The organism is Bacillus sp. GMs2/2, from assembly GCF_050172095.1.
Taxonomy (GTDB): Bacteria; Bacillota; Bacilli; order Bacillales; family Bacillaceae_G; genus Bacillus_A; species Bacillus_A cereus.
Window position 1 is genome coordinate 1 of sequence record NZ_JBNLYE010000747.1, and the last position, 1020, is coordinate 1020.

Below are 1020 nucleotides of genomic sequence, written 5' to 3' on the forward strand. Positions count from 1 at the left end.
AAACGATACCTAATAATTAATTAGAACTTGTGTATTTATAGAAAGTGGTGAAGAAATAATGAAATTAATCGCAATTGATTTAGATGGAACTCTTCTTTCGGGGAATAAAATGATAAGTAAAGAAAATGCAGAAGCAATTCGAACATGTCAAGAAGCTGGCCATGTTGTAGCAATTTGTACAGGACGTTCAATTGTTGACATTGAGCGATTATTGTTAGAAGTTGATTTAGAGTGTCCAATCATTGCGGAAAATGGTGCTCTTATATATAAAGATAAAAAAATGATGAAGAGATATCCAATTCAAAATATGCAGGCACTTGAAATTGTAGAATATCTTGAAGAGAATGGTTTATATTATCAGCTCTATACTGATAAAGGTGTGTATGTACCGGATTATGGAGTAGAGAGTGTACGTAATGAAATTGAGCATGTGAAGAATTCAAAAGAAAATTTCGACTTGAAAGAGTTAGAAACAATCGCAGCATTATATCTTGAGCATACAGCGTTTCATAGTGCGGAAAGTTGTAAACCAATTGTAGAAACAGATATACATGTGCATAAACTATTACCATTTTCTTATGAAATTGAGAAATTAAAAAAACTCAAAGAAACATTTCTTCATAATACAGATTTAGCAATTACATCTTCATATTGGCACAATTTAGAGATTAATCATCGAGATGCTCAAAAAGGGAATGGATTATATACTTTAGCAGAACATCTTAATATTCCAGTTGAAAACACTGTAGCGATAGGTGATGGGCTAAACGATGTTTCTATGATGGAAAAAGCGAACATATCAATTGCAATGGGGAATGCAGTAGAAGAAATAAAAGCAATGTGTAAATACGAAACGTTATCAAATGAAGAACATGGTGTGGCACATGCTTTATATAAATATGTAATGTAATTAAAAAAGAAAAAAGAATCCAAATGGATTCTTTTTTCTTTTTTATTAGGGGTAAGGTATTCTATGAGATTCATAGAAGCCTTATTACATTTTATTATATAGAATATATT

General features: G+C 30.7%; 1 protein-coding gene. It reads left to right on the forward strand.

Translation table 11 applies throughout. The features are described from left to right. Nucleotides 1–58 precede the first annotated feature (58 nt). Nucleotides 59–910 carry a Cof-type HAD-IIB family hydrolase gene (locus ACQGS6_RS29225; RefSeq protein WP_000766385.1) on the forward strand — a complete coding sequence of 284 codons (852 nt, stop codon included), beginning with the start codon at nt 59–61 and terminating at the stop codon, nt 908–910. Nucleotides 911–1020 lie beyond the last annotated feature (110 nt).

Excerpts from the sequence above, each read along its gene's own strand:
- ACQGS6_RS29225 (WP_000766385.1), top strand. The coding sequence starts at position 59 with ATGAAATTAATCGCAATTGATTTAGATGGAACTCTTCTTTCGGGGAAT.